The organism is Brevibacillus sp. SIMBA_040, from assembly GCF_046535075.1.
GTDB lineage: Bacteria > Bacillota > Bacilli > Brevibacillales > Brevibacillaceae > Brevibacillus.
The window spans coordinates 47,507-67,772 of record NZ_JAWRXI010000018.1; the positions used below are offsets into that span (position 1 = coordinate 47,507).

Sequence of the window (20,266 nt, forward strand, 5' to 3'; positions counted from 1 at the left end):
GACAAGCTGTGAGTGCATCTTTTTCGTTACATCTCGTAGGCTCGTCCGGACGATTGCAGCGGTTCATGCATCAACTGCCTACTGCCGTTTTATTGGTGAATCAAGCGGGTAGTATCGTGGAAGTCAACGAACAACTGCTTCGTGTAACCGGATATTCACGTGATCAACTTGTGAAACAACCGTTTCAAACGATCCTTCCTTACCAAGGCTCAGCGGAACAATTGTATGAGGAGCTTCTGCACAGAGAGACAGAATCAGGTTCAAGCGTCGAGATTGAATGGCGTGACAAACAAGGGAGAAGCAGAAAAACTACTGTGATGATACTGCGGCAAGAAGAAGGACAGGAGTTGTATCTCATTCATTTATGTCAATTGGTGAAGGAAACCGATCAATCGCTGTCTGAGCGTCTGCTGGGAAAGCTTACTCATGATACAAGTCTGGGCTTGTTCATCTTAGATGAGCATTCCAACATCATCGAAGCCAGTCAGACAGCATGCAAACTGCTTGGCATGGATAGGCTGAATGTGATAAACAAGCACGTGGACCAAGTCTTTTCGGGCATACCCGAACAACACCGTCTGATCAAAAAAGAGCTATTAGAAGGCGTAAAGCTGCAAAATATCGCTACTTCATGGACAAACGACAACCAGCGTTATGAACTGATTGTCGATGCGAATACGTTACAGGACGAGTCTGGCAAAACCGTCGGTGCGTTTGTCCTTTTTAAAGATATCACCAATTTGCGATCCTTTGAGCAAAAGATCGAGCGGAATGAACGCCTAGCCATGATTGGACAAATTGCTGCAGGCACTGCCCACGAAATCCGGAATCCGCTCACGTCTATCAAAGGATTTTTGCAAATGTTCCTAAAGTCGTTCAGTGACAGTGGCATGGATCGGGAAAAAACGTATACCGAAATCATGCTGACCGAGATTAACCGGATCAATTCGCTCGTCAGTGAATTTTTACTCTTGAGCAAGCCCCGAGATATTCAATACTGCATGGTGGATCTCAACACCGTCTTTGACGAGATTTTGCCCATTGTCGAATCACAGGCACTTCTGTACGGGATTGATGTTCGCTTTACCTCACAAGGGAAGATGCCGATGGTGGTTGGAGACACAGAGCTGTTGAAGCAAGTATTTATCAACATCTGTAAAAACGGGATTGAGGCGATGGGAGAACAGGGGACACTCCAGATTTCTCACCATATCGATCAGGATGGCGATCGTGTGAGCATCGATATTCACGATACGGGACCTGGTATTCCGCTGTACATCATCGACAAGATTTTCGATCCGTTTTTTACGACAAAAGAAGAAGGGACAGGACTTGGATTGTCTGTCTGTCAAAAAATCATACACGATATCGGTGGACAGATCCGTGTTTCGTCAAAGGGATACGGAACGACCTTTCACATTATGCTGCCGTATCTGTAATAACAGCATGTACCAGAAGCGTCCCGCACACATGTGATGGGGCGTTTTCTTTGTACGAACCACCTCGATAGTGTATAATAAATAGAATATGGAAGAGGACTGTGCAGATGGGGAGTGTCACACGAACATGGCTTATACCGCGCTATATCGCGTATATCGACCACAGACGTTTCAGGATGTAGTCGGACAAGAACATGTGACGATTACTTTGCGTAATGCCTTACGCGAAAGCAGGCTGTCCCACGCCTATTTGTTCAACGGTCCCCGTGGTACGGGTAAGACGAGCGCGGCCAAGATCATGGCCAAAGCAGTCAACTGCGAGCAGCCGATAGACGGCGAGCCGTGTAATCAATGCGAAACATGCAAAGCAATCTCCAATGGTTCCGTGACCGATGTGCTGGAGATTGACGCCGCGTCTAACCGTGGGGTCGAAGAAATCCGTGACATCCGTGACAAAGTGAAATTTGCCCCTAGCGACGTCAGGTACAAGGTGTACATTATTGACGAGGTGCATATGCTGACGACGGAGGCATTCAATGCCTTGCTGAAAACGCTGGAGGAGCCACCGTCACACGTCATTTTTATTTTGGCGACTACAGAGCCGCATAAGCTGCCTGCAACGATCATTTCTCGTTGCCAGCGATTTGATTTTCACCGAATTCCTTTAAAGGTAATGGTTAATCTTCTCCAGAAGATTTGTGAGTCGCAGGGAGTGCAAGTAGAGGAGCAGGCTTTGCAGCTGGTTGCGAAAATGGCAGAAGGCGGTGCGCGTGATGCACTGAGCCTCTTGGACCAGGCAATCAGCTACAGCAAGGATGAGGTTCGGGCAAGTGATATCATGCAAATAACCGGAACGGTGGCCCAAACCTACTTTTCCGTCCTCGCCCATCATATTGTCCGGCGCGATGTAGCGCAGGTCATGGAACAGTTTGACCAGGTGATGGTACAGGGCAAGGATCCTGAGCAATTTTTGCATGATTTTCTCTACTACTACCGCGACATGCTTCTACTGAAGACGGCTCCTCAGCTCGAAGAGATCGTAGAGCGGACAATGATAGACGATCAGTTCGCTGAAGTGGCAAAGCTGTACACGTTACCTGATCTGTATGCGACGATTGAGATGTGCAATGCAGCGCTTGCCCAGTTAAAATGGTCAACCTATGCTCGCGTTTTAGTGGAACTGACACTGGTCAAGATGTGTCAGCCTTCCGCGACTCAAAGCGGGGGAGCAGCTGCAGAGGATGCTGCTCCGATGAACAATGAGGAACTGTCCGGCATGTCCAATCGTATACGTGTATTGGAAGAAAGATTGGCGCAAGTGCTGCAGGGACAGGTAGTGATCCCAGGTCAACCAAATGCAGAGGAACCCCGAAAGGTCGAGCCAAGACGTATTGCTGCGGCTGGTGGAGGCTCTCGTACACCAATTAACCGGGTACGGGAAGTAGCCAAGACGCTGGATGAGAACCTTACGAAACAGGTACGTGGACAATGGAGCCAGATTTTGACAGATTTAAAAAAGGTCAAGATCCAGTACCAGGCATGGCTCGTAAATGGTCAGCCAGTTGCTGCTGGCAGCGACGCAGTCGTGGTCACCTTTAAAAGCCCGATCCACTGCGACAAAACCATGGAGCCTGAGCTTCGAAGCGTAGTTGAGCGTGTCATGTCAAATGCGCTGGGCAGGCCCTTGCAGCTTTTATCCGTCATGGAAGAAGAATGGCAAGGCGTGGATGAGCAGATAGGGCAAAAGGATGAATCTGCCGATGACGGCCAGGACCCCTTTTTAGCTGAGGCAATAAAGCTCGTTGGCGAAGGGCTTGTGGAAGTAAAAGACTAAATTCATAATAACAATAAGGGAGGAACACCCCAATGAAAAACATGCAGCAAATGCAACAAATGATGAAGCAAGTGAAAAAGATGCAAGACGAAATGCAAAAAGCACAAGAGGGCTTGAAGGATAAAATCGTAGAGGGTTCCGCAGGTGGCGGGGCAGTGCTTGTGAAAGCAGATGGTCACAAGCAAATTAAAGATATCGTGATCAAGCCAGAGGTAGTAGACCCTGAGGACGTAGAAATGCTGCAAGACCTCGTTTTGACTGCTGTCAACGACGCTCTGCGCAAGGCAGATGAGATGGTAGGCAAAGAAATGGGCAAATTTACTGGAGGCATGAACATCCCAGGCCTGTTTTAATCAGGTAGAGTGTGTAGACAGGTAAAGGAGTAATACGCGATGTTCTATCCAGAACCGGTATCGAAGCTAATTGAAGGATTTATGAAACTGCCTGGCATTGGTCCCAAGACCGCTGGGCGGCTTGCCTTCTTTGTTCTCAATATGAAGGAAGACGATGTACTGGATCTGGCGAAGGCGCTAGTGAATGCTAAGCGTCAACTCCACTACTGCTCGGTTTGCAACAACATTACGGATTTGGATCCATGCCATATTTGTCGCGACAAGCGTAGGGATGGATCGATCATTTGTGTTGTACAGGAGCCAAGAGACGTAGTGGCTATGGAAAAAACCAGAGAGTTTGAAGGGTATTATCACGTACTTCACGGCGCGATCTCTCCGATGGATGGGATTGGGCCAGAGGATATCCGTATTCCTGATTTGTTAAAGCGTCTGGGAGATGAGCAGGTAAAGGAAGTCATCCTGGCGACCAACCCAAACATCGAAGGCGAAGCAACCGCGATGTACATATCCCGCCTCATCAAGCCTTTTGGGATTCGTGTTACGCGCATTGCACATGGATTGCCGGTAGGTGGAGATTTGGAATATGCGGACGAGGTAACGCTGACCAAGGCACTCGAGGGCAGGCGTGATCTATAGGAACGAAGAGAAGACAGGGTTCTTGTACCTGTCTTTTTTCATTTTTCTTTTGAAAAGGGTAAACTCGATAACGGGATAAAGATAGAAAGCCAAGGGGGAAGCGACATGCCGGTCATCCGCATGGAATTTCTGATACAGGCTCCTCAGCAAATCTGTTTTGATGCAGCGAGGAGTATTGATTTACATATGGAGTCAACGGCGAATACACGTGAAAGGGCAATCGCTGGTGTGACGAGCGGATTGATACAATTGGGGGAGTCTGTCACCTGGGAAGCCGTCCATTTTGGGATCAAGCAAAATTTGACCGCCAAAATTACCGAGATGGAGGAGCCGCGGTATTTTGTCGATGAGATGGTGTCCGGGGCATTCAAGCGGTTTCGACATGAGCATGAATTTATTCCTTTAGGACAGAGTCAGACCCGGATGCTGGACATATTTGATTACACCTCTCCCTTTGGTCTACTTGGCAAAATTGTCGATTCGCTTGTATTGGAAAAGTACATGACCGATTTTTTACGAACGCGCAATGAGTATATCAAGAGTGTGGCAGAAGCGCAGGCCCAAGGTATTCGGTGACAATAAATGAAGGGAACAAATCAAACGGACTTTTTTGAATGGACGAGACATAGAGTGAGAGTAGGAGCGTGAGGAGATGTTGACAGGACCAGGACTGTCGCTGCGAACAGAGGTACAGCGACAAAAGTCCACTCCGTGGGCGATCATGCTATTTATTGGATATTGGCTTATGTTTGCAGCAGAGTTTACCATGATTCGTTTTCAGCTGGGTAATGACGGTCGATGGATTGTTTCTACAACAGACCAGCCGCCGATGTGGGTTTCGCTCCTCGTTTTGGCTGTGGTGTTCTGTAGCTTTGTCGTGACAATCGGATTTGTCATCGTCCAGTGGAGAGAAAGAAACCAATCTTCTTGGCTCTGGGAAAACGGGGATTTGTCAGGGAATGATGTGATCCACATTGTGGCTTGGATGCATGCCTTTCAAACCGGAGTCCTGCTATTGTACGGATTTTTTCTGGAGGGTACCCTCTTTTCCGAGGGGACGATTGGGGGGACGTTGGAATCTGCATCGTTTCAATTATTTCTCCTGCTGTTGATACCGCTATGGTTCCGAGGTCGTTGGGCAGAAATCGGTCTGACACGACCAGTTCGGCTTGGACAGATGATCATCGCGCTAGTGGTGCTGTTTTTTTTCATTTCCAAGGTATTAGACGTAGCGATTACCAATCCGGTGGCGGACTATTTTGGACTGTCTCTCTCTTCCGAACGGGAGCAACAGATTGAGAAAGAAATTTTGCAGGCGAAAGACACGGACTGGTTCGCGTCTATCGCATCGTTTGTCGTTATCGGGATATTGGTGCCGATTGCGGAGGAAGTCCTGTTTCGCGGTGTAGTTCAAACGTTTTTAGTACGTCGCTTAGGGGCCATTCTCGGTATTTTGCTCACCAGTCTTTGGTTCGCGCTATTGCATATTGATATCGCGTTGTTTGTGCCGCTGTTTGTCATTGGACTTGGACTCGGATTTGTCCGGCATCGGTATCAATCGATTTGGGGGGCAGTATTGCTGCATGCAGTAAACAACCTGACAGGAGTTCTATACTATTTTAACTAAAGGGGGAACGAGCTGGTGAGCAGGTGGAGGAAGAGGGCGAGTGTTGTGATCGCTTGGGATGCAGAGGAATTGGATGTGGCGGTGAATCAGGCACGCTTGAATTGGCAGCATGCCCGCCATCTAGCAGAAATCAGTGAGCCGGATAGTAGCTTGGACGATGTCATTTACTATTTGCATCTAACCGAAAAACGCTATATGTATCTTCTTGCGCAAGCGAAACGAGAGCGGTATCGGAAGCAAGCCTAGGAGGGAAGCTCATGTCTACAGGGTGGATCATAGCGCTAATCATTATCGGGATCTTACTGCTGATAACCGCAAGCAAATCTGTTACAGGTCCAATCCGGTGGCTTGGATTTGGGGTCATGCAGCTAGTGATTGGTGCGATTCTTTTGTTTTTTACCAATCTGGTCGGAGAATTGGCTAGCTTTCATATCCCGATCAACCCCGTTACGGCCTTGCTCGCAGGCTTTCTCCGCTTGCCAGGGCTGGCCGCGTTGATTGTCATCAAGCTCTGGGTGATGTAGCTTCTATGCAGAAAAGCTCTCCTTATCCATCTGTCAGCAAAAAAGCAACGCCGCGGTTCTCATATTTGACGCGACTGTTACCTGGCTGACGATAGGAAGCGATTAAAGCAATCAGGCGGGGTAGAGCCAGAATCACTGTCGCACCTAGCAGCATCAGTCCGTATTCCTCTGGCAACCACACATAGGCACCTGCGGAGATGAGAATACTCCCAGCCAGTACGACGCTCTCGCTGGCACGGTATACCGACATCGGCACAGGAAGAGGGAATCCGGTTCCCCACCACGGGGAGACAAGCATATCGGCAGTCGTTTGAGACTTGAGCCCGCGCATCGCTGTAAAAAGGCGAAAAACGACTAAATGACAAATCGGGACAACGGGAAAAATCGCCAATGTGACGATCAGCTTTAAGACAGGCACATGTAAAACAAGTGAGATTCCGATGAGGGACAAACTGATGAGCAGAAGCTGAAGTAAATAACTGATAGGGTTCCAGCGAAAGCGATAGAGCAGCTTGTAGCTATATATGGTTTGATGCAGGGGTTCTCTCATAGAAGTTATTTCACTTCCTCCAAAACATTTTCTTTATTATCGCACACCGGGCCATTCTTGAGGAAGCTGGATACGTATAGAAAACCAAGCTGTTGGTCACCGCCCAACGGCTTTTTTGCATGTCTCGCGTCCGAGCCAGTTGCAGACAAGGTGTATCCAGCGGGGTAAATTCCTGAACTGATTGCGCCACTGCTCATAGGTGAAGCTGATTAGGTCATGGGTTCGCGGTTAATGGGTACGATAAAAGGAATGAAATGGCACGGGCGTCTAGAGATCGCTCGATACGTTAGAGAGGAGGATATCGTTTGTCCAGCAATATCATGACGCTTCTCACGTCTGCGAACAGAGTTGCTCCGCATGTGCAGGAGGATTTGGCTGCATGCGGAATTGCATTGAAACCATGGGGAATGGGGGATGTGTTACCCGATGAAGCAGAAGGGCTTCTTGTAGCCCACCCGGATCATGCTGCGGTTCTACAACGTAGAGATATTCGAATGTTCGAGATACCGGGCTTGCTGCTTGTCTATGGAGAAGATATTCCCCACGGATTTGCGGATACACTCGTCCGTACAGATGCGAACCAAGAAAGCTGGGAAGTAGTCCGTATGGCTTTTTTCTGTGGTGGAGAGCGTGTACTGCTTGGCGGAAATCCGAATGGAGTGTGGGTACGCCGGCTCTGCCGCCAGCTAGCTCATCACGACCTTGTGTCGATGGTATGTCAGATGCGTGAAGTCGATGAAGTCATTCATCAATTGCCACGTTATTTGGCGTGGAAGGAACAGTTCTATTTCGAGCTGGGCGAGAGATGCGACGGGCAACACATTTCATTGCAAAGGGTATCCCGCGCGCTGGGAATGGACACGCGAATCGGTCAACAATGGCTGTATCCCGAGCGAACGGACCATGCAAAAGTGTGCCAGTGGCTTGAGAGAGAGTGCAGGCATGTCCTGCAAAAAGCGAACGTGCAGAAAGTTGCCTTGTGGGGGCCGATATCCCTGTGGAACCAGATGCCTGCTGATTGGTTGGCCGGTAAAGAGGTTTTCCTCTACGGGTGGGGGGACAAGCTATTTCCGAACAACAAATTTCCAGAATGGACAATTTGCATAAATTGGGAAAAAACGCTTGAAAACACGGATTTACTGGTCATTGGGGGTATAGGTCATAGGCTAGGTGAATTACCACTGTATCAGCTTGTCCGTCTCATGAGACAGGCGGTTGTAGTGGATGCTGTTGCCACTTTTCCCATCCAGGAAGCCCAGGCCTACTTAAAAGGTTACCGAGCTATCGGCGAAAAGACGAACGTTTGGGAATGATGCTGATTATAATGGGGTATAATGATTGGTAGATTGAGGAAAAGGGCAGGCGTTTACACTATGGAAAAGGTTGCTCAGCGATGTATCGTCTGTGAACTGGAACGCAGCGACGGAATCGCCATCTGTGAGCAGTTTATCTGTCAGAGATGCGAGCAGGAGATGGTAAATACCGACGTACAGGACGAAAAGTACCCGTTCTTTATTCACCAGATGAGGCGTATATGGTTGCGAAAAGACGCGTAAAAGATGCGCAGGTGAAAAAAGGCATCGGATGAATCCCCGGTGTCTTTTTTCGTTGCGGAAAAAGCTTGGTGAAATCAGGTTTTTCTCTTGCCAAATCGTGCTAAAATAGTGGGGATAAATTAAGAAATAAGGACGTGAGTAGCGCGTGGTGGAGAAAGCTGCTGATTTTAGAGAGAGACAAAAGCATGCGCCTTTGTATGAACAGCTAGAACGGCACGCCAAGCGTCGCCCGCACCCATTTCATGTGCCTGGGCACAAGATGGGCCATAGCTTTGATAGCCATGCAAAAAATCGGTTCCAGGAAATACTGGAGCTCGATTTGACAGAGATCAGCGGAACAGACGATCTTCATCAACCTACTGGCGTGATTGCAGAAGCGCAGGGACTGGCTGCCGAAGCATTTGGCGCAGATGAGACGCGGTTTCTTATCGGGGGCAGCACAGTAGGCAATGTAGCGCTGATCATGACGGTATGCCGCCCAGGCGATAAAATACTTGTTCAAAGGAACTGCCATAAATCTGTTTATCACGGAATTATCATGGCCAGAGCGACGCCGATCTTTTTGGTGCCGGCTGTCGATTTGGCGACAGGAGTAGCTGCAGGTGTCAGGCGGGAAGACGTGGAGCGTGCGCTGCACGCCCATCCGGATGCCAAGGCCGTCTTTTTGACCAATCCTACCTATTATGGAATGGGCATTGATTTGGCAAAAATGGCTGCGACCGTCCATCGGTTTGATGTGCCGCTATTAATCGATGAAGCGCATGGCGCACATTATGGCTTTCATCCCGCTTTTCCTCGGTCTGCGATGCAGTCTGGAGCAGATGCAGCCGTGCAGTCTACACACAAGATGGCTACAGCTATGACAATGTCCTCCATGCTTCACATAAAAGGGGATCGGATCGATCGGGCACGGTTGTATCGCCACCTGGCCATGATTCAGTCATCGAGTCCATCCTACGTCCTTATGGCTTCGCTTGATCTGGCCAGGCGTCATCTGGTGCTGGAAGCTTCAACTGAATGGGATCGGCTTTTGCCGCTTTTGGACAAGCTGCGTGAGCGGGTTGCTAGGCAGAAATGGCTGGAATGGCCAGAGCAAGCGTCGAATAGCGTGTATGCTACACTTGATCCATTGAAGCTGTTCTTGCATCTGCGCACCTCACAGCTGAGCGGATTTGCCCTGCATGAGTACATGGAGCGCTTCGGTATTTTTCCTGAGCTGTCCGATGACTCTCATGTACTGCTTGCTGCCTCTTCAGGGACGACGGTAGGTGACTTAGAAGCATTGGCGCGACTGCTCGAATCGTTGTCGCCACAAGTAGAGCCAGGGGAAGAGCGAGTGCTTTTGCCAGGTGTCGTGTCTTCCCATTATTTGCGTGAACAGGCTTTGCCGATGTACGAGGCTGTTGACATGCCCCAGGAAACGATTGCTTTGGATCAATCGTTAGGTCGAATTGTAGCGGAGATGGTGATTCCGTATCCTCCAGGCATTCCTGTACTGGTGCCAGGTGAACGGATGGATTCTGAGGGCCTCGTGATGCTCCAGGAGCTGCGCTCGGGGCAAACTCGTTTCCACGGTGTACAAGACGATCGCTTGCAGACCATACAAGTGTTGCGTTAAATAACCTCTAGCGAGGATTAAAAAGGCAAGGGCCTGATTTCAACAGGTGTGGAAGGAGCATGGAAGTGACAACAGGAAAAAAAGGCCGTTTTATCACTGTAGAGGGCGGGGAGGGAGCCGGCAAATCAACGATTATTGTGCGGCTGTATGAAGAATTGCTTTCTCGCGGCATGGATGTCATGCTTACCCGCGAGCCTGGCGGGATTGATATTGCGGAACAAATCCGCGAAATTATTTTAAACCCTGCACATACACAAATGGACAAACGAACAGAAGCGCTCCTGTATGCTGCTGCCAGACGTCAGCATTTGGCGGAAAAAGTAATCCCGGCACTGGCGGCTGGAAAGCTGGTGCTTTGTGATCGGTTTATTGACAGCAGCTTGGCTTATCAGGGACATGCCAGAGGATTGGGCATCGATGCCGTATATGAGATTAATCGTTTTGCGGTCGGGGATTGCATGCCAGAATTGACGCTGTTTTTCGATGTACAGCCAACGACTGGACTGGCACGGATCGATGCTGCGCGTGGTCGTGAAGTGAATCGGCTCGACCTGGAGGGCATTCGTTTTCATGAACGGGTACGCGAAGGCTATCAATTAGCGATGGCACTCGATCCTGAGCGTTTTGTCGTCATTGATGCCGAGCAGCCGATGGAGCAAGTGTATCAAGATGCTCTGGCTACACTAATCGCGCGGTTATAAAACAAGTTTGAACGGTTTGTATGAAGGTTGGCAGTACCGCATTGTAACGTACATGCTGTATAATATGGATAGGCATTATATCGTACCATGCCTAGATGTTTAACATACAATGAAGAAACCATGTACCTCTAAGGGAATGATTACCTGCGGAAAGGGTGATAGCCGATGAAAATGGTAGTTGCGGTCGTCCAGGATAAAGATAGTGGTCGTCTGTCTCAACAACTTGTAAAAAAGGGGTTTCGGGCTACCAAGCTTGCCAGTACAGGCAGTTTTTTACGAGCTGGCAACACGACTTTTTTAATCGGTACGTCTGACGAAAGCGTGCCGGAAGTAATCGACATCATTGCACATAACTGCAAATCCCGCAAACAAATGGTCACTCCCGTTTCTCCTCTCAGTAATGCCGTGGATTCGTTCATGCCGTACCCATTAGAAGTTCAAGTGGGCGGAGCAGCCGTATTTGTACTGGATGTTGGAGAATTCCACTCGTTCTAACCTCTCATTAATAAATAGTTCCTTCTCTCTTTTTTCGCCGCTTTCGTATATACTTGATCTCACAGGGACAAATCCCTTTTAGGATCAGGGTGCGGAGGTGGCGATTTGAAAATCGGTGATGGATTACGACCGAAGCTGGACATGATCAAAGCTGCGGATTCTCGAAGAAATCCACAGCTCGAAAAGATGAATTTTGGCACGATGATTCAAGGCGAAGACGAACGTATGTCCCAGGAGCGGTTGAATCGACTTCTCTCAGACATCGATAAGCAGGGGCAGATTCTCGCCCGTTCCAGATCCGTTCGTGACTTCTATTCTTATAAAAATCTCGTCAAGCAGTTCATGGAGGAAGCCGTCAAATACGGTGTTGCCCTGGATGATAGACGTGGAATGAATCGGCGTGGGCGCAGCAGGCTCTACAAGATCGTCAAAGAGGTGGATGCGGAGCTGCTCAGATTAACAGACGAACTGCTCAGTGAACAGGCACCGATGATTGATCTGTTGGCCCGGATTGGCGAAATTCGCGGCATGCTGATTAATTTGTACTTTTAGTAGGTGTAAACCATCATGACATGGACTCATTTTTCTCAGCAGCCAAGAGCGGCGGAGCTCTTATACCATAGCTTGCGCAACGAGCGACTTGCCCACGCTTATTTACTGGCCGGTCCCAAAGGCGCGGGAAAGAAGCAGATGGCCCTGCATCTGGCGAAATCCCTTTTTTGTAAGGAAAGGGAAGCAGACGCCTGCGGGGCCTGTGTTACATGTAGACGCATCGAGGGTGGTAATCATCCTGATGTGCTGTTTATTACACCGGATGGCGCTTCGATTAAAATTGATCAAATAAGGGCGCTTCAAAAAGAAATGGCGATGCGGGCCGTTGAGTCCCAGCACAAGGTATACATTATCGAGCACGTTGATAAAATGACGACCCAGGCTGCCAACAGTCTGCTCAAGTTTTTGGAGGAACCACCCGCGGGTGTACTGGCGTTGCTCTTGACGGAGCACAGTCACGCGATGCTTCCAACGATTTTATCCCGATGCCAAATTGTACAATTCCCCCCACTTTCTGCAGATTCAATCATCAAAGAACTGCGCGCTGATGGGGTTTTGGCAGGAATGGCGCAGGTTGCTTCCCACATTACGACAAATGTGGAAGAGGCCAAGGTGCTCAGCCAATCAGAATCGTTTGCACAGCTAAGAAATCTAGTGATACAATTGGTGCATGAGTGCAAACAACGCAATTCGTCTGCGCTCTTTACCATCCATGATTTGTTGCAAAAGAGCGACAAAATAAAGGAGGAACTACCCCTCTTTTTAGATTTGCTCATCCTTTGGCTGCGCGATATCCTGTATGTGCAAGTAGGCAGGCATGCCCATCTCATTAACAGCGACCAACAGGATGTGCTGCAAGGACAAGCACTGGTATGGACAAAAGCTGAGCTCTTGCATGGGATAGATTTGGTCATGGAAACGAAAAATCGGATAGAGCGAAATGCCAACGCACAGTTGGCTCTTGAGCGGTTGGTTCTTCAAATCCAGGAGGGATAACCCTTGTATGAGGTTGTTGGCGTCCGCTTTAAAAAGGCGGGCAAAATATATTATTTCGACCCTGACCGACTGCCGATAGAGAAGGATTGCACCGTAATCGTTGAAACGGCGCGAGGGGTCGAGTTCGGGAAGGTCGTCATTGGCAAAAAAGAAGTGGCAGATTCCGATGTGGTCTTGCCGCTGAAAAAAGTGATTCGGATGGCAGATGACCGCGATGCCAAGCAGGTTGACGAGAATAAGCAGGCTGCCAAGAACGCATTTGCAGTATGTCAGACGAAGATCAAGGAACACAAGCTCGATATGAAGCTGGTCGATGTGGAATACACGTTTGACCGCAACAAGATCATTTTTTATTTTACTGCTGATGGAAGAGTTGATTTCCGTGAGCTGGTTAAAGACTTGGCTTCCGTATTCCGCACGCGGATCGAGCTGCGCCAGATCGGTGTACGCGATGAAGCAAAAATGCTCGGCGGCATCGGTCCATGTGGTCGATTGCTTTGCTGTTCGACGTTCCTCGGTGATTTTGAGCCTGTATCGATCAAAATGGCCAAGGACCAAAACCTTTCGTTGAATCCAGCCAAAATCTCTGGTCTGTGTGGCCGGTTGATGTGCTGTTTAAAATACGAGAACGACAACTATGAAAGCACGCGCGACGAAATGCCTGATGTTGGAAAAATGGTGACCACCCCGATGGGGAATGGACGCGTTGTGTCTGTTAACATACTGGACCAATCCGTCCAAGTAGAGCTTTCGATCGACAAACGGGTCACAGAGTTTGGACTTGATGAGATTGCGATAGGGCTCCCCACTTTTGAATAAGCAGTGGGGGTAGGGGAGAGGTGAGCTAGTGGACAAACGGGAAATCTTCGTCAAAATGGCGAGCATTGAAGAACGTATTGGGGACCTGTATAAAGAGATTGGTGAGTTGAAAGACGTCATCGTCGTTTTGATGGAGGAAAATGCCCAATTACTCGTTGAAAACCAGCACCTTCGCAACCGACTGGAAAGAAAGAAGACAGGGCCCCAAACAAAACAAAAGGGAACAAGCCCTGTTGCGAAGGAGAAAGCCAAGAAGGCCGTAGTCGGAGAAGGATATGACAATCTGGCTCGTCTGTACGCAGAAGGATTCCACATCTGCAATGTGCATTTCGGAAGCTTACGTAAAGAAGGAGATTGCCTCTTCTGTCTCTCGTTCCTGAGCGGAGGCCCTCAAAAATAAAACGGTGTGTAAGGAAAAGCGACCTGGGCCACGTGTCAGGTCGCTTTTTCAAAGAGACGCAAAATCTAAAGGAGTAGGAAAAAGCGAATGGAACCTGTCACAGGCGTGCCGCTTTTTGAATCAGAGCGCATCGATGATTTATTGACACACGAGCTGAAAATTATTCAAAGCCATGAAGTATTTTGCTTTTCGATGGATGCCGTACTGCTGGCGCGCTTCGCTTCCGTACCGAAAAGAGGACGAATCCTGGATTTTTGCACGGGCAATGGTGCGATTCCGTTAATAATGACGACACGTACTCCCGAGGCAAAATTTGAAGGAATTGAAATCCAGGAACGGCTGTTTAGCATGGCGAGCCGTAATGTAGTGCTAAATGGGCTGGAAGAGCGAATTACGATGCACCACGGTGATGTAAAAGATGCGGTATCGCGTTTTGGGCATGGCGAGTTTGATTTGATTACGTGCAATCCGCCGTATATGCCAGCAACTAGCGGAGAAAAAAACATCAGCGAGCACTTCGCCATTGCGCGACACGAAATCATGCTTTCGCTTGAGGACGTAATCCGGGTAGGCAGTCAGCTGCTGAAAAACGGTGGCAAGCTGGCGATGGTCCATCGTTCTACTCGCTTGATCGATATCATTTCATTGATGCGCCAATACGGGATCGAGCCCAAGCGGATGCGGCTCGTATATCCGCGCAGAGAAGCGGAACCAAACATGGTCCTCATTGAGGGGATGAGGGGCGGCAGGCCAGAGCTCAGAATTGGTTCGCCGTTGATTGTCTACGAAAATGGAGAGGAATACTGTGAAGAACTACAAGAAATCTATTTCGGAAGACGCGATTCCCTCCTATAAAAGTCATTTTGTCTACATTCTGTCCTGTGCAGACAGCAGCCTGTACACCGGCTACACTACCGAGCTGTTGAGGCGCATTCGTATGCACAACGAGGGCAAGGGTGCGAAATACACACGTGGACGTGGGCCGGTAGAACTGCTTTATTGGGAAGAAGGGACAGATCGCTCCTGGGGATTGAAGCGGGAGGAAGCAATCAAACGACTGCCCCGCCCAAAAAAGGAAGACTTGATTGCCACTTTGCATGATCGACTGAATGAAGCCAGTCAAATAGTGTCGAAGAATTCGATGCCACAGTAGGAGGGAGGGACTCACGATGAATGTGCAACGAAGTTTTGCTGCTGAAGAAACAGGTGTCCTTTATCTGGTGGCAACACCTATTGGAAATCTGGAGGATATCACAGTCCGCTGTCTGGAAACACTGCGAGCTGTCGATGTCATTGCTTGTGAAGATACGCGCCAGACGAGAAAGCTGCTCAATCATTTTCAAATTGAAAAACGAACCGTGAGCTATCACGAGCATAATAAGGAAGCGAGTGGCAGCGGCCTTTTGCAATGGCTCGCAGAGGGTAAAAAAATTGCCTTGGTAAGTGACGCAGGCTTGCCTGCTATATCTGACCCTGGAGCCGAGCTAGTACGTGATGCAACAGAGGCAGGCTATCCGGTAATCCCGGTTCCAGGAGCCAATGCAGCTTTGACTGCGCTGATCGCATCAGGCTTGCCGACAGAGCGTTTTGTATTTTGCGGGTTCATAGGACGCGAAAACAAGGAGCGACGTGTGGAGCTGGAACGACTCAAAAGGTATCCGGAGACTTTGATTTTTTATGAAGCACCGCATCGTATTGAAAAGACGTTGACCGCGATTCGGGAAGCGTGGGGAAATCGCCGCGCTGTTTTGGCGAGAGAGCTTACCAAGCGCTACGAAGAGTTTGTCCGTGGAACGCTGGACGAGCTGATCGGATGGCTGCAAGAGGGTGAAGCGCGAGGCGAGTTTTGTTTGATAGTAGAAGGGTACACAGGGCCTTTGGAAGATGACCCTGAGGAAGCTTTGTGGTGGGCTGCTCTCAGTGTTGTAGAGCATGTCGATCATTACTGTACACAAGGCATGACAAAAAAGGAAGCAATCAAGCAGGCTGCTGATGATCGCAACGTTGCGAAGCGGGATATATATAATGAATACCACCGTCATCCTGATGATGAGTAGAGCTGACCAAATTGGGTCAGCTTTTTTTGTGAATGCTTTGCGAGTAAATTTGTCCCAAAGTCACGATGTTGCAGCGTTTTTCTCATACAAAAAAGCCTTCAAAGGGCTTGTCCACCTTCGAAGGCTTTGGTATATGTAAAGACTAAAATTAGCGTTTTACAACTGGCATTTCAGTCAGACAGTCTTGGCAAACAATTTTACCTTTAAAATGAGATACTCGATCAGCGTTACCACAGAAGATGCATGCAGGCTCGTACTTTTTCAAGATAATGCGCTCGCCATCTACGTAGATTTCCAAAGCGTCTTTTTCAGCGATGCCCAGTGTACGGCGCAATTCGATTGGAATAACTACACGGCCCAACTCGTCCACTTTACGAACAATACCTGTTGATTTCATCATAATGATTTCTCCTCCTAAATTGTGGATATGTCGATCCTATTGGTACGCGTATATTGTTAATCGTCAATATTCGACATTTTCTGTTGGGATCATCATACCAGCGATTCCCAAAGGTGTCAACATCATTTTGACAATTCTTTGAAAAGAAAAGTGTTTTTTGAAAATGAAAAGATTGATATACCAACGTTTATTCGATCAACTTCAACAATATGGAAATTCTTATGGATAAAATTTACTGGGATTATAGCCCGAAATATAAGTCGTATTATGTCGAATTATATAGAGGTGGTTCGACAAATAAAACTTATTTTCCCGTTATGTCCTTTTTTTGTCATCATCTTTTGTCGAATACGCAATTTTTCCTTATCCGTAAAAAGGCGCAAGGAGGATGTTTACAAAATATAGCGGTCGTGTACAATAGAGGATAAATGAGGCATTTCTATAACAAACGACCATGATGGGAAGAGTAAGCGGATACTCCTTATTCCAGAGAGCCGGGCTAGCTGAAAACCGGTATAAGCGAGCATGCTGAACATGGACCCTGAGTCCTGTAGATGAATGAGCGACGGCCTGACTGTTCGCAGTAGTCTACAGCGTATGCCCACGTTACGGGTCGAGTCACTTTTGACTCACCAAGTCCATTTTCCGTGAGGGAATGGAGCTTTTGGGTGGTACCGCGAGATAGAGCTCGCCCCAATTTATTTGGGGTGGGCTTTTCCTTTTTTTAAAACGTAAATTGGAGGAGTTATGTTGCAATGAAACCGACTTATTACATTACCACACCGATTTATTATCCAAGCAACAAGCTGCACATTGGGAATGCCTACACCACGATTGCATGTGACGCGATGGCTCGCTTCAAACGTCTGCAGGGCTATGATGTTTACTACCTGACAGGAACAGATGAGCATGGTCAAAAGCTCCAGGAGCGTGCAGCCGAGGATGGCAAGCAGCCACTGGAATTTATTGATCCTGTCGTCGATTGGATCAAGGACTTGTGGAATAAGCTCGATATTTCTTATGACGATTTTATTCGTACGACACAGCCTCGCCACAAAGACGTGGTACAAAAGGTATTCCAGCGTTTGCTCGACCAGGGAGATATTTATTTAGGCGAGTACGAAGGCTTTTACTGTGTACCGGACGAGGCATTCTGGACGGAGACACAATGTAAGACTGACAAAGGCTACATTTGTCCTGATTGCGGGCGCGAAGTGAAGAAAGTAAAGGAGAAAAACTACTTCTTCCGTATGTCGAAATATCAGGACAGATTGCTTCAGCATATCGAGGCGAATCCTGAGTTTATCCAGCCAGAGAGCCGCCGTAATGAAATGATCAATAACTTCCTGAGGCCCGGTCTGCAGGATTTGTCTGTATCTCGCAGCACGTTCGACTGGGGGATTAAAGTACCAAGCGATCCTGAGCATGTGATTTATGTATGGATCGATGCTTTGACTAACTACATTTCTGCGCTTGGTTATTTGTCCGATGACGACAGCAAATATCGTCGCTTCTGGCCAGCCAATGTCCACATGGTTGGTAAGGACATTTTGCGCTTCCATACCATTTACTGGCCGATTCTGTTGATGGCTCTCGATGTTCCGCTACCAAAACAAATCTTTGGTCATGGCTGGCTCTTGATGCCTGACGGAAAAATGTCGAAATCAAAAGGGAATGTGATTGATCCGAAGCTGTTAATTGACCGCTATGGTTCTGACGGTGTTCGTTACTTCCTGCTTCGTGAAATCAATTTTGGTCAAGATGGCATCTTTACACCTGAATCGTTTGTCCAACGTTTGAACTACGACCTGGCAAATGACATCGGTAACCTTTTGAGCCGTACCGCTACCATGATTGAAAAATACTTCGATGGGGTTGTTCCTGCTGCCCAGGACGCTGGCGAGCCGGATGACAGCCTGATTTCTCTGGCGGTGAAAACCAAAGGACTGGTTGAGGAGCATATGGAAGAAATGCGCTTCAGCAATGCGCTGGCTCACATCTGGGAGCTGGTGGGAAGAACGAATAAATACATCGATGAAACAATGCCGTGGAACCTCGCGAAGTCCGAGGAAACAAAAGGACGCCTGGCGACTGTTATGTATAATCTCGTGGAGAGCATCCGGATCAGCTCCGTGCTCATTCAGCCGTTTATGACCAAAGCACCTGCGAAAATTTGGGACCAATTGGGTATTTTGGGTAATGCCGAAGCAACTAGCTGGGAATCTGCAGGCGTATGGGGTGGACTGCCAGCTGGAAGCACTGTTAGCCGTAAAGAACTGCTGTTCCCGCGTCTGGACGTTCAAGCCGAGCTGGCGTTCATCGACGAGTCGACAGCAGAAGCACGCCGTCAGGCAGAGGAAAACAAGAAAAAGCAGGACGCGTTGAAAGGGGAACCAGCTGTGAGTGAAACGGCTGCAAACCAAACCGAAGCAGCCCAAGCGGAAAAGCCGGCAGATGCGAAAGACGAGATCGGCATCGACGATTTTGGCAAAGTAGAGCTGCGTGTGGCACAGGTTGTAGAATGTGCGAAGCATCCAAATGCCGATAAACTGCTGATTCTTAAGCTTGACCTCGGTTATGAAAAGCGTCAGGTTGTTTCGGGGATTGCCAAGTACTTCACTCCGGAAGAAATGGTAGGCAAAAAGGTTATCCTCGTAGCCAACCTCAAGCCGGTAAAACTGCGTGGAGAAATGTCCCAAGGCATGATTTTGGCAGCGTCCGCAGGCGATCAGCTGACACTTGCTACAGTAGACGAGGGCATGCCAAACGGAGCGATCGTGAAGTAAAAAGGGGCAGGAAAGGAAGGACCAGCTGTGTTATTTGAAACGCACGCGCATTTGAATGCAAAGGAATTTGATGAGGATCGGGAAGAAGTCATCGCCCGCGCGCAAGAAAATGGCGTCAGTACGATTGTAAACATCGGTTTTAATGCAGAGACGATCCCGACCTGCATGGAGCTGGCAGAAGCCCATGATTTTATATATGCAGTCATCGGCTGGCACCCGCAAGACGCCAAGGACATGACCGATGAGCATCTGGAGTGGATCGAGGAGCTGAGTCGTCATCCAAAAGTCGTAGGCTTGGGCGAAATGGGCCTTGATTACTACTGGGATACATCGCCGAAGGATGTTCAGGCAGAGGTATTTCGCAAGCAGATACGTCTGGCGCGCAAGCTCGACATGCCGATCATTATTCACAACCGGGATGCCCATCAGGACGTTTTGACCATTTTGAAAGAAGAGAAGGCAGCCGATGTGGGTGGGATCATGCACTGCTTCTCGGGTAGCTGGGAAACAGCCAAGATTGCACTTGATATGAACTTCTACATTTCGTTCGGGGGACCGCTCACTTTCAAAAATGCCAAGCAGCCAAAAGAAGTAGCGGCCAAAGTACCGCAGGGCAAGCTGTTGATAGAAACGGATTGCCCATATCTCACGCCGCATCCGTTCCGTGGCAAGCGAAATGAGAGTGGCTACGTCCGCTATGTCTGCGAGGAGATGGCGAACATTCGTGGCTTGTCTTACGAGGAAATGGCGCAAATTACTACTGACAATGCCAAGCGTTTGTTTCGACTAAGCAAATAAACAAAAGCGGGAAATCACGGCTTTCGTGGATTTCCCGCTTTTTTGTCGTTGTTCTACTCCTTTTTATCGACGCATACCATGAACAATGTGTCGAACGATTATTGTCCATCCGACACGTGCTCTCG

The 20,266-nt window shown here is 48.6% G+C and carries 24 protein-coding genes and 1 other annotated feature; of the genes, 22 read left to right on the forward strand and 2 right to left on the reverse strand.

Translation table 11 applies throughout. The annotated features are described in order from the left end of the window. Positions 1-8 precede the first annotated feature (8 nt). From SB752_RS24875 to SB752_RS24910, 8 genes are all read left to right on the forward strand, one after another. Entirely contained in the window at positions 9-1,439 is a 1,431-nt protein-coding gene (locus tag SB752_RS24875) for a PAS domain-containing sensor histidine kinase (RefSeq protein WP_410718188.1), read from the forward strand. A gap of 127 nt (positions 1,440-1,566) precedes the next feature. Continuing rightward, on the forward strand, positions 1,567-3,273 hold the full coding sequence (dnaX, locus tag SB752_RS24880; RefSeq protein WP_410718189.1) for a DNA polymerase III subunit gamma/tau: 1,707 nt from the start codon (positions 1,567-1,569) through the stop codon (positions 3,271-3,273). 41 nt (positions 3,274-3,314) lie between these two features. Then, positions 3,315-3,626: a YbaB/EbfC family nucleoid-associated protein gene (locus SB752_RS24885; RefSeq protein WP_049742917.1), complete on the forward strand. Its 312-nt coding sequence runs from the start codon at positions 3,315-3,317 to the stop codon at positions 3,624-3,626. A 39-nt stretch (positions 3,627-3,665) separates the two neighbouring features. Further along, entirely contained in the window at positions 3,666-4,262 is a 597-nt protein-coding gene (gene recR / locus SB752_RS24890; RefSeq protein WP_049742884.1) for a recombination mediator RecR, read from the forward strand. A gap of 105 nt (positions 4,263-4,367) precedes the next feature. Further along, positions 4,368-4,838 carry an SRPBCC family protein gene (locus SB752_RS24895; protein WP_410718190.1) on the forward strand — a complete coding sequence of 157 codons (471 nt, stop codon included), beginning with the start codon at positions 4,368-4,370 and terminating at the stop codon, positions 4,836-4,838. Between the two features lie 76 nt (positions 4,839-4,914). After that, entirely contained in the window at positions 4,915-5,889 is a 975-nt protein-coding gene (locus SB752_RS24900; protein WP_410718191.1) for a CPBP family intramembrane glutamic endopeptidase, read from the forward strand. A gap of 15 nt (positions 5,890-5,904) precedes the next feature. Then, positions 5,905-6,135 (forward strand): DUF2508 family protein, encoded by a 231-nt coding sequence (locus SB752_RS24905; RefSeq protein WP_103109834.1) that lies wholly within the window; start codon positions 5,905-5,907, stop codon positions 6,133-6,135. Between the two features lie 11 nt (positions 6,136-6,146). Continuing rightward, positions 6,147-6,413: a pro-sigmaK processing inhibitor BofA family protein gene (locus SB752_RS24910; protein WP_103109833.1), complete on the forward strand. Its 267-nt coding sequence runs from the start codon at positions 6,147-6,149 to the stop codon at positions 6,411-6,413. Positions 6,414-6,435: 22 nt separating this feature from the next. On the opposite strand, the gene SB752_RS24915 is transcribed toward SB752_RS24910, so the two are convergent. Continuing rightward, entirely contained in the window at positions 6,436-6,963 is a 528-nt protein-coding gene (locus SB752_RS24915) for a hypothetical protein (RefSeq protein ID WP_410718192.1), read from the reverse strand. A gap of 305 nt (positions 6,964-7,268) precedes the next feature. Between SB752_RS24915 and SB752_RS24920 the strand changes: the two genes are divergently transcribed. The 12 genes from SB752_RS24920 (at position 7,269) to rsmI (ending at position 16,157) form a co-directional block, all read left to right on the forward strand. Then, positions 7,269-8,276, forward strand: a complete 1,008-nt coding sequence (locus tag SB752_RS24920; protein WP_410718193.1) for a hypothetical protein — start codon at positions 7,269-7,271, stop codon at positions 8,274-8,276. 60 nt (positions 8,277-8,336) lie between these two features. After that, entirely contained in the window at positions 8,337-8,519 is a 183-nt protein-coding gene (locus SB752_RS24925) for a sigma factor G inhibitor Gin (RefSeq protein ID WP_049742915.1), read from the forward strand. Between the two features lie 145 nt (positions 8,520-8,664). Then, the gene (locus tag SB752_RS24930) at positions 8,665-10,137 is read left to right on the forward strand and encodes an aminotransferase class I/II-fold pyridoxal phosphate-dependent enzyme (protein ID WP_410718194.1); all 1,473 of its coding nucleotides are present in this window, start codon (positions 8,665-8,667) and stop codon (positions 10,135-10,137) included. A 59-nt stretch (positions 10,138-10,196) separates the two neighbouring features. Beyond that, positions 10,197-10,838: a dTMP kinase gene (gene tmk / locus SB752_RS24935; RefSeq protein ID WP_410718195.1), complete on the forward strand. Its 642-nt coding sequence runs from the start codon at positions 10,197-10,199 to the stop codon at positions 10,836-10,838. Between the two features lie 165 nt (positions 10,839-11,003). Continuing rightward, positions 11,004-11,333 carry a cyclic-di-AMP receptor gene (locus tag SB752_RS24940; RefSeq protein ID WP_007719896.1) on the forward strand — a complete coding sequence of 110 codons (330 nt, stop codon included), beginning with the start codon at positions 11,004-11,006 and terminating at the stop codon, positions 11,331-11,333. 105 nt (positions 11,334-11,438) lie between these two features. Beyond that, positions 11,439-11,885 (forward strand): YaaR family protein, encoded by a 447-nt coding sequence (locus SB752_RS24945; RefSeq protein WP_410718196.1) that lies wholly within the window; start codon positions 11,439-11,441, stop codon positions 11,883-11,885. A 15-nt stretch (positions 11,886-11,900) separates the two neighbouring features. Continuing rightward, entirely contained in the window at positions 11,901-12,881 is a 981-nt protein-coding gene (holB, locus tag SB752_RS24950) for a DNA polymerase III subunit delta' (protein WP_410718197.1), read from the forward strand. 3 nt (positions 12,882-12,884) lie between these two features. Continuing rightward, positions 12,885-13,700: a PSP1 domain-containing protein gene (locus SB752_RS24955; RefSeq protein ID WP_410718198.1), complete on the forward strand. Its 816-nt coding sequence runs from the start codon at positions 12,885-12,887 to the stop codon at positions 13,698-13,700. Positions 13,701-13,728: 28 nt separating this feature from the next. Continuing rightward, positions 13,729-14,100: a DNA replication initiation control protein YabA gene (gene yabA, locus SB752_RS24960; RefSeq protein ID WP_410718199.1), complete on the forward strand. Its 372-nt coding sequence runs from the start codon at positions 13,729-13,731 to the stop codon at positions 14,098-14,100. Positions 14,101-14,187: 87 nt separating this feature from the next. Next, positions 14,188-14,955, forward strand: coding sequence for a tRNA1(Val) (adenine(37)-N6)-methyltransferase (locus SB752_RS24965; protein WP_410718200.1), 768 nt, complete (start codon positions 14,188-14,190; stop codon positions 14,953-14,955). Beyond that, positions 14,891-15,253, forward strand: coding sequence for a GIY-YIG nuclease family protein (locus SB752_RS24970; RefSeq protein ID WP_410718201.1), 363 nt, complete (start codon positions 14,891-14,893; stop codon positions 15,251-15,253). The genes SB752_RS24965 and SB752_RS24970 overlap by 65 nt, the downstream gene beginning before the upstream one ends. A 16-nt stretch (positions 15,254-15,269) precedes the next feature. Further along, positions 15,270-16,157, forward strand: a complete 888-nt coding sequence (rsmI, locus tag SB752_RS24975; RefSeq protein ID WP_410718202.1) for a 16S rRNA (cytidine(1402)-2'-O)-methyltransferase — start codon at positions 15,270-15,272, stop codon at positions 16,155-16,157. Positions 16,158-16,305: 148 nt separating this feature from the next. On the opposite strand, the gene SB752_RS24980 is transcribed toward rsmI, so the two are convergent. After that, positions 16,306-16,557: an AbrB/MazE/SpoVT family DNA-binding domain-containing protein gene (locus SB752_RS24980; protein WP_049742869.1), complete on the reverse strand. Its 252-nt coding sequence runs from the start codon at positions 16,555-16,557 to the stop codon at positions 16,306-16,308. A gap of 445 nt (positions 16,558-17,002) precedes the next feature. After that, positions 17,003-17,256: a binding site (T-box leader), on the forward strand. Positions 17,257-17,312: 56 nt separating this feature from the next. Between SB752_RS24980 and metG the strand changes: the two genes are divergently transcribed. Then, positions 17,313-19,343, forward strand: coding sequence for a methionine--tRNA ligase (metG, locus tag SB752_RS24985; RefSeq protein WP_410718203.1), 2,031 nt, complete (start codon positions 17,313-17,315; stop codon positions 19,341-19,343). A gap of 27 nt (positions 19,344-19,370) precedes the next feature. Beyond that, positions 19,371-20,141 (forward strand): TatD family hydrolase, encoded by a 771-nt coding sequence (locus SB752_RS24990; RefSeq protein ID WP_410718204.1) that lies wholly within the window; start codon positions 19,371-19,373, stop codon positions 20,139-20,141. The last annotated feature ends 125 nt before the right edge of the window (positions 20,142-20,266 follow it).

Coding starts and splice junctions, on each gene's coding strand:
- SB752_RS24940 (WP_007719896.1), top strand. CDS start 11,004: ATGAAAATGGTAGTTGCGGTCGTCCAGGATAAAGATAGTGGTCGTCTG.
- SB752_RS24910 (WP_103109833.1), top strand. CDS start 6,147: ATGTCTACAGGGTGGATCATAGCGCTAATCATTATCGGGATCTTACTG.
- SB752_RS24915 (WP_410718192.1), bottom strand. CDS start 6,963: ATGAGAGAACCCCTGCATCAAACCATATATAGCTACAAGCTGCTCTAT.
- tmk (WP_410718195.1), top strand. CDS start 10,197: ATGGAAGTGACAACAGGAAAAAAAGGCCGTTTTATCACTGTAGAGGGC.
- rsmI (WP_410718202.1), top strand. CDS start 15,270: ATGAATGTGCAACGAAGTTTTGCTGCTGAAGAAACAGGTGTCCTTTAT.
- SB752_RS24895 (WP_410718190.1), top strand. CDS start 4,368: ATGCCGGTCATCCGCATGGAATTTCTGATACAGGCTCCTCAGCAAATC.
- SB752_RS24980 (WP_049742869.1), bottom strand. CDS start 16,557: ATGATGAAATCAACAGGTATTGTTCGTAAAGTGGACGAGTTGGGCCGT.
- SB752_RS24925 (WP_049742915.1), top strand. CDS start 8,337: ATGGAAAAGGTTGCTCAGCGATGTATCGTCTGTGAACTGGAACGCAGC.
- holB (WP_410718197.1), top strand. CDS start 11,901: ATGACATGGACTCATTTTTCTCAGCAGCCAAGAGCGGCGGAGCTCTTA.
- SB752_RS24965 (WP_410718200.1), top strand. CDS start 14,188: ATGGAACCTGTCACAGGCGTGCCGCTTTTTGAATCAGAGCGCATCGAT.
- SB752_RS24970 (WP_410718201.1), top strand. CDS start 14,891: ATGGAGAGGAATACTGTGAAGAACTACAAGAAATCTATTTCGGAAGAC.
- SB752_RS24900 (WP_410718191.1), top strand. CDS start 4,915: ATGTTGACAGGACCAGGACTGTCGCTGCGAACAGAGGTACAGCGACAA.
- dnaX (WP_410718189.1), top strand. CDS start 1,567: ATGGCTTATACCGCGCTATATCGCGTATATCGACCACAGACGTTTCAG.
- recR (WP_049742884.1), top strand. CDS start 3,666: ATGTTCTATCCAGAACCGGTATCGAAGCTAATTGAAGGATTTATGAAA.
- SB752_RS24885 (WP_049742917.1), top strand. CDS start 3,315: ATGCAGCAAATGCAACAAATGATGAAGCAAGTGAAAAAGATGCAAGAC.
- metG (WP_410718203.1), top strand. CDS start 17,313: ATGAAACCGACTTATTACATTACCACACCGATTTATTATCCAAGCAAC.